Source organism: Nostoc sp. WHI (genome assembly GCF_015714725.1).
GTDB lineage: Bacteria > Cyanobacteriota > Cyanobacteriia > Cyanobacteriales > Nostocaceae > Nostoc.
Window position 1 is genome coordinate 1 of record NZ_WBKM01000174.1, and the last position, 8,128, is coordinate 8,128.

Below are 8,128 nucleotides of genomic sequence, written 5' to 3' on the forward strand. Positions count from 1 at the left end.
TTGTTATTTTAATTAAGTTCTATATTCTAAAAACAGAACTACTTTCCTGGATTTACCCTTCGTTTTTAAGCAAATCCCTCAAATATGTCAGTATTTATACTTAATAATTGTAGTCAATTATTTTTTAGTGATGCCTGCGGTGGTCACTGAGCTTGCCCTTTGCGGAGCGTCTTGTAGAGAAGTGCGCGCTGCGCCTACGCCTTTCCCTAAAAAACTAATTATTTTGTGCTACGTATTGAATTTCAAAATGGCGATTAATACCCTATTTATTTCAAAATGAGAATTGCTGAATCTTTCCCTTTCCGTGTCTGTGATGTTAGACGGAATACTCAGACCTGTTGGGTGCTTGGTTCGTTTATTGCCGTCGGGGTTATATCTATTTCTGTCGAGGCAGTAAAGCAGCTTCAGCAAATGGTTCACATTACACTGGGCGTTTCTGGGAGCGCCGCTTTGATTCTGGTAATAGGCGATGCGAAATTTTCTCTCTTCTGTATTTTCTAAATTCGCTAAATACTGCTTGAGAAATTTGTAATCACCTCTGGCGTTGACTTTGGAACGCGAATCTACTGGCGTTGTGGTATTTGAAGCCAGGGCTATGTCTTTGGCTGCTTCTTCATCAAGTCCGATGTGGATGGTAACTTTTACTCTGGCTTGGGTTAGGTCGTATTTATAGTTTTTCGCTTGCTCAAATCCTAAAACTGTATGCCCTCCGTTGATAATCCCATCACTACCCCCCTCGTTAGCTTCTAAAATTTCTAGTTCGAGTGAGGTTTTGCTTGGTTTAACTTTATTGGCTGACAGAACGATTCCACTGTGACGAGAGAAGAATTTTTCGGGTTGAGTAGTCAGTGAGTCGAAGACTTGTCTGTAGGTCGCGCTTTTGCGGTTTGGTTCCCTGATGTTCGGTTCTAGGGGTAGGTCTGTCGGAAACGAATCTACATGAGCAGTGGCGATGATGCAATTGGGGTTGGCTTGAAAATAGTTGTCTATTTTAATGTTCCAAGTCTTGGGCATACTTTGTTTCTTGATGGAAGTAAATTATTATATGTCAATGCTGTTGTAAAGTCCTCTTGTTCAATCTCTCGCTAGGATGACTCAAAAGTTCTTATTCATGCAACAAAGTCCCTTCGACACGCCTATGAAAAAGGATTAGCTTTTGTCATCACTTCTGGTGAGGTATAGCCAAGTACTTGTCCAGCAATAAGTTTGATGACAATGCCATTCTCTTCCCAAGTGGGAAGAGTTTCAGCAGGATAGTGAATAAACCTTGGCTCGGTTTCTTCGTGTTCGACAGGCAGGGCGACCCAGGTTTGAATGCCATGAATAGTAGTTTCTTTGTAACGGTCAGGGTCAGGTGAGCGTTCTGAATGTACAATTCCTTTTCAAGATAAGGCAGTTCAAGCTTGCTCAAAGATGTATCAAAACTTTAGTTCTGGGTCTAACCGGAAAAATTCTTCAATGTCTGCCAAATCTAGCAATCAATTCCTCCCGTGACAATTGCATGAGCAATGGAGTAAATTCTTCAGGGAGTAATGCTAGTACTGGTTCAATAATTGCTTGAAGTTCTTTATCTAATGAACCAAAACGAACTTGTAATAAGTTTTCGACTACAAGACGTTCACCTTCTTGTTTCCCTTCTTGTTTGGCTCTTTCGCGGTCTTGCTGATAAAGTGGTTCTAATCGCATAATCAACTCCCGATCATCTAATTCTAAATTTTGGTTGATTCTCAAATTCTCGCGCAAGTTATAAACTAACTCTAGCGTCGCTTGCTTGTATGGATGATTCAATGGTAACGCCGATAATTCCACAATTGCCTGTGACTGCACACTCCCCCTGCCAAGAATTCTTAACCACAACGTTTCTGGTGTTTGCGGTAGTTGATGTATGGCTATAATTGCTGTCCGTAGAGCATCACCTAAAAAGTATACTCCTGGCAACCACCCCGATTTCTGATTAACATTAAAGCTCGATAGTAGTGCTGGGGATGCAGTTGGACTAAGAACCCATAGTTTCGGAATATCTGACTCTTGGAGTCTGGTTTTATTCGCTTTCGCATCTCGTCGCAAGAGAGCTTTTACTTCTAGTAATTTTTGAATACAATCACAAATTTCATCCCCTGAAGCGGCATTCCGAAATGGTTCTAATATTGCTGGGGATTCTGCCAATCTGCCTAGTAGCCCTAGCAATTCTAAATTAGAGGTTTGCTGTGCTGATGGAGTAAATAACACATCAATTTCTTTGATCTCTCCTGAGATTTTTGATGAGGATTTAACTTCCCCATAAGGTTTTAACAGTTCTTCAAGATAATCTTTGGCAAATTCGTCATGAATAAAGCGAGTCATTCAATTTGGGTTATTAAGAATTAATTTGAAGTGATTAATAATATTTTATCTGTATTTACAACCCATTTTAATCACATCTCAAATTGAAGCCGATCACGGTATTACTCCCTCACGGTCGCAACTCCGCCACAACTAACAAGTGCTGTAACCTTGTATATCGCTGTTGATCATCAGTAGATCGTACAGCAAGAGATATTGCTTTTTTAGAACCGATGACGATCGCCAACTTTTTAGCACGAGTCAACCCAGTGTAAAACAGGTTACGAGACAATATCATATAATGCTGCATATAGAGTGGCAGAATTACCACTGGATACTCGCTGCCCTGGCTTTTATGTATAGTAACGCTCCAGGCTAAAGTAATTTCGTTCAGGTCAGCATAGTCGTAAACCACAGTACGCTCACCATATTGCACCATCACTTCCTGCTCAACAGTGTCGATGTTCGTGATAATTCCCAAATCCCCGTTAAAGACTTCACGTTGGTAATCATTCATTTGTTGAATGACCCGATCGCCAACTCGCAGTGTCATTCCACCTCTATTTATCTCCACCTTGGACAGTGTAGGTGGATTAATCAACTGCTGCAATACTGTATTGAGATTACGAGTACCAACAACCCCTCGCGTCATTGGACAAAGCACCTGAACATCAGTAGCCGAGTTAAACCCTAACCGGGGAATCAGGTCAGTAATTATCTCGCAAATTGCTTGTACCCCGTGTTCGGGCTGATGTCCGCCGCCGTGCCACAGACAATCAGACACGGGATTGTCAGATATTGACTCGATTGTAGGATAAATTCCTCGGTTAATCTGGTGCGCGGCGATAATAATTGCGCTCTGTTGGGCTTGGCGAAATACCTGAGTTAACCGCACCACTGGCACACGACTAGAATTAATCAAGTCAGCAAGTACCTGACCTGCTCCAACTGACGGCAACTGGTCAATATCCCCCACCAACAACAGTTGTGAGCCTTGTGCTACTGCTTTGACTAAGGAGTATGCCAGAAATAAATCTAACATACTGGCTTCATCGACGATAATTGCTGTGTGGGGCAAAGGATTGTCACTGTCGCATTTAAATCCTCTTGTCCTGGGGTCAAATTCCAACAAGCGGTGTATGGTCTTTGCCTCAAGTCCGGTCATTTCACCCAACCGTTGTGCAGCGCGTCCAGTTGGTGCTGCCATTGCAATAGATTTACCCATCGCTTTCCATAAACTGACTATAGTGTGGGTAGTGAAAGTTTTTCCGACACCAGGACCGCCAGTAAGAATCATCACTCTGGAATAAGCAGCCATCTCAACAGCAAGTTGCTGTTGCTCTGAAAGTTGAATTTTGTGACTAGCAGTGAAGCGCTCAATCCAGGCACGGACACGAGGGATATCCTGTATAGTTGGTTGACTCAAGCGCCCAGATATCAGTTGTGCTAGGTTTTGCTCAGTATGAAAGTAAGTAGGTTTGTAGCAAAGTACTGTTTTATCAACATCATGCTCTCGAATTAGCTCATCTTTAAGAGCCATGTCTTTGATAGTAAGAGCGATCGCCTCTTCTATTGGCTGATGTTCCTCAGTAGTCAGCAGTTTAATCACTGACTCAATTAGTTCTGGCTGTGGTAAGTAACAATGCCCGTCTTCGGCTGCCTCGCTCAACGCATGAACAAGTCCTGCACAGTATCTAAATTCGCTATCAGGTGCAACTCCCAAGTTCCGAGCAATCTTGTCAGCAGTCAGAAAACCGATACCGTAGATGTCGGTGGCTAACTGGTAGGGGTTATGGGTGACAGTAGCGATCGCTTCATCTTTATATTGTTTGTAAATTTTGACTGCATAGGTGGTTGAAACGCCGTGGCTTTGCAAAAATACCATCACTTCTTTGATAGCTTTCTGTGTTTCCCAGGCGTTTTTGATTAAGTTGATTCGTTTTTTAGCGATACCCTGAACTTCAATTAGTCGCTCAATCTGGTTTTCGATAATTTCTAGGGTTTCAAGCCCAAAGTGAGCGACAATACGCTTGGCTGTAACTGTTCCTACACCTTTGATTAGTCCACTGCCCAAGTATTTCTCAATTCCGGTGAGAGTGGCTGGTTTGGTTTCTCGATAATTAACTACCTGGAACTGTGGCCCAAATTGTGGATGGTCACGCCAAAAACCTGTAAGTTGTAGAGTTTGACCCGGCTGAATATTAGCAAAACTGCCGACGATTGTTGTGAGTTCGGTGCTACGAGGGCGGGTCAGTCGTGCCACGGTGTAGCCTGACTCAGCTGAGTAAAAAGTTAGGCGTTCTACGACGCCGATGATTGTTTCGTGTTCAGGAGAGGCGCTTACTTGTTGAGGAGAAAGATTAGGGAGAGTGGACATTGCTTATGATCAACTGCCGCACATTATTATAATACTGGGAGTGGAGTTATTATAGTACATAAATACTAAACCGTACACCCAGCGTTAGTTTCACTCAAGAGAGAAAATGCTGCTTGGTTTGACAGGAGCCAGGAGAGCGGCGGCAAGACTGGGTACTACCTTGTCAACCTTCAAGATAAAAAGTATTACTACTGTGATGATGAGTGGGAATTTCATTTGCAAGACTCTCTGGATGAACGTTGTTGTTATCAGATGCACTACAAGCCAAAGATGTCAATACTCTTAAAAAGGATTATAAATCACCGAGAAATAAATCCCGTTTTCCTGCCATGTTCTATCTGGCTGGTCAACTGCTATCAAAGGAATGCCCCAGTTCAGACGTGCGGTGAAGCGATCGCCTTGTGACCAACGTAAGCCCAGACCAACAGAAGCTAAAGTATTCGGACTGCTGGTATTATAATTGTCTCGGCTCGAATTATTCCAAGCAACACCAAAATCTACAAAGGGTATAACTTGCAACAGACCATTGCTCCCAGATGTCCGAAGTACTGGGACTTGAACTTCGGCTGAAGCAAAAGCACCGTTGTCATCTAGCAGAATATCTTGGCGATAGCCACGGATACTATCAATTCCACCTAGTCCAAACTGCTCGAAAGGTAGAAGTGAAGTCGATGACAATTGCGTATTGAGGCGGAGCAAAAATATAGTTTCAGGAGCCAAAAGCCGCGCCCATTGAGCTTGTCCAAGCCATGAGAAAAATCGACTATCGGGAGTTTCTTGATTGATTGTGGAATCTAACGCACTGATCCCCAGGTTGAATTGCGATCGCACTGCTATTACTTGGCGAGGGCTGCGAGAAGTCCATTCTTGGAAAAACCGCAGTGCAGTCAAGGGACTTCCAAAGAATAAATTATTCCAAAAAAAGAAGAGACAGGTTGATTTAAAGAATGATAATCATTTAAAATCAGGATCTTCACTTGATTAATTTTTAATAATATGTCAAACTTTTTCACATCCTTTTCAGGTCAGACAATAGGCATTTGCCAATATAGTTTTCAATTTAATGAAAATTAACAGCGATATTAGAGCAGTATTGATAACAACTCTTTCTTTGTTCATACCTTCTCTATCTGCAGCAGCACAAATGACTCAAGATTTATCCTTGCCTAACAACACAACCATCAAGACAGAAGGAAACATTAGAACTATCGAGGGAGGAACTCAGGTTGGGGGCAATCTTTTTCACAGTTTGAAGGACTTTTCAGTTCCTACCGGAACTAGCGCTCATTTCAATAACGGCCTAGATATTCAGAACATCATCACCCGGATTACTGGTGGTTCAGTCTCTAATATTGATGGCTTGATTAGCACCAATGGTACAGCTAATCTCTTCTTGATCAACCCTAGTGGTATTGTTTTTGACCCTAATGCTCGATTAGATATCGGTGGTTCGTTTTTTGCTACTACTGCCGAAGCTATTGAGTTTGCTGATGGGTCCGAATTTAGCGCTACTAATCCTCAAGCGCCGCTACTCACAGTTGATATTCCTATTGGTCTGAGATTTAACGGTAATTCTGGAAGTATTACCGTGCAGGGTGCAGGGGAGGGATTACTTGCTGCTAGTGGGAGAAATACACCAATTGCAAGAAACACTGAAACAATTGGACTAGAAGTGCAACCAGGTGAAACCTTGGCTTTAATAGGAAGTGATATCACTTTACAGGGGGGAAACATTACTGCTGAGGAAGGACGAGTTGAATTAAGCAGTATTGAAACAGGTATAGTTACCCTCAATCCTGCTTTTAAAGGATGGATTTTAGGATATGAAAAAACTTCTTCTTTTAAGGATATTAATTTATTACAACAGTCTCTAGTAGATAGTAGTGGAGGTTTTGTTGTTTTGCAGGGAAAAGATATTTCAATAAATGATGGCTCAACAGTTCTAAACCAAAATTTAGGTTCGCAATCTTGGGAAGGTGTAACAATTAATGCCTCTGAGTCTTTTAAAATGAGTGGCACATCACCAGATGGAAGATTCGTCAGTCTTTTGAGGACTGAATCTATAGGTAGTGGAATTGGAGGGAATGTTAATATTTCCACCAAACAATTAGTTGTTGAAGCAGGCGCTCAATTTGGCACAAGAACTTATAGTGCAGCTAGTGGTGGTAATGTAACAGTGAATGCTTCGCAATCCATCAAATTGTTTGATTTTTCTCCTTCTAATCCTATCTTTACAAGCGGAATTTATACTACTAGCACATCAAATACTTTTGGTAAATCTGGAGATATTACAGTTTCCACAGGAAGCTTAGAAGCTAAGAATGGTGGTTTAATAACATCTTCAACTCTCGGTAACGGCTCTGGAGGAAATGTAATTATCAACGCAGTTGACTCTATTGTATTAACTAACTCTGTAGAACTAATTAACTCAGGCAGAAGTTTTATTCCTAGCTATTTAGCTTCTGAAAGCTATACTCAAGGAGATGCAGGCAATCTAACACTTAACACATTAAAATTAATTATAGGAGAAAGGTCTTTTGTTAATACTTCTACATTAGGTTCTGGTTCGGCTGGAACTGTTACTATAAATGCTCCTAATATTGAAATCAGTGGTTCGATTAATTCTTCTGCTAGCATAGCGATTCAAACTGCTCAGAGATTATTTGGCTCTCCTCCAGTACCTAGTGGAGCTTCTGGAGAGGTAATAATTAATACTGAGAAATTAAATATTTTCAATGGTGGCCGAATAAGCGTTAGGAATCAAGGCTCAGGCGACGCTGGTAAAATCAATATCAATGCCAATAATATTGAAATTGCCAACGAAGGAGGAGTTACAGCAACTACTGCTGTTGGGCAAGGCGGTGATATTAATTTGAACTCACAAAATATTCAATTAAATAATGGAATTATCTCTGCAACCGCAGGCACTAATGGTACTAATGCTAATGGGGGTAATATTAATATTGAAACAGGAACATTAGTTTCTCAACGCGATAGCAGTATTACAGCTAATGCTTTTGAAGGACGAGGCGGAAATATTAAAATTGACTCTCAAGGAATTTTTCTTTCTGCCGATAGCAAAAGGGAGCAATGCGATTTTGTGAGATAACCCCACCTGGAGAGCGATCGCTAATAAACTCTTACGTACATATTAAACATTTAATACAATGACCTGAGTAATATTCGTTAGAAGACACAACCTGTGCTAAAAACGAGGTTTCTGTACATTGTTGCGACTATAAAAAAGGTAAAATTTCTTTTCAGGAATAGTTTTGAAATAGGAAGTATCTACTTTTATGGAGAAAAACATATATGCAAATCTAAATTTTGCCGATTCATTATCAGATTTTAAAGAGGATGTAACGAAACTTTTAGAGTTGAAAAATATCGAGGAGTGGTCTGGAAGAATAGTTAAAGAAAGAGAAGAAA

Annotated in this window: 3 protein-coding genes and 2 pseudogenes; 1 reads left to right on the forward strand and 4 read right to left on the reverse strand. The window is 41.1% G+C overall.

The window, feature by feature from the left end:
- Window positions 1-285: 285 nt before the first annotated feature.
- The 4 genes and pseudogenes from F8S12_RS17935 to F8S12_RS17950 form a co-directional block, all read right to left on the reverse strand.
- Window positions 286-1,014: pseudogene (locus F8S12_RS17935) on the reverse strand (AIPR family protein); the annotation flags it as partial.
- Between the two features lie 441 nt (window positions 1,015-1,455).
- A complete protein-coding gene (locus F8S12_RS17940) occupies window positions 1,456-2,343 on the reverse strand; it encodes a hypothetical protein (RefSeq protein WP_196517491.1) in 888 nt (295 codons plus the stop codon).
- 109 nt (window positions 2,344-2,452) lie between these two features.
- The gene (recD2, locus tag F8S12_RS17945) at window positions 2,453-4,699 is read right to left on the reverse strand and encodes an SF1B family DNA helicase RecD2 (protein WP_196517492.1); all 2,247 of its coding nucleotides are present in this window, start codon (window positions 4,697-4,699) and stop codon (window positions 2,453-2,455) included.
- A gap of 282 nt (window positions 4,700-4,981) precedes the next feature.
- A pseudogene (locus tag F8S12_RS17950) lies at window positions 4,982-5,590 on the reverse strand (ShlB/FhaC/HecB family hemolysin secretion/activation protein); the annotation flags it as partial.
- A 253-nt stretch (window positions 5,591-5,843) separates the two neighbouring features.
- Here F8S12_RS17950 and F8S12_RS17955 point away from each other — a divergent pair.
- Complete coding sequence (locus tag F8S12_RS17955; protein WP_196517494.1) at window positions 5,844-7,808, forward strand: two-partner secretion domain-containing protein; 1,965 nt, start codon at window positions 5,844-5,846, stop codon at window positions 7,806-7,808.
- The last annotated feature ends 320 nt before the right edge of the window (window positions 7,809-8,128 follow it).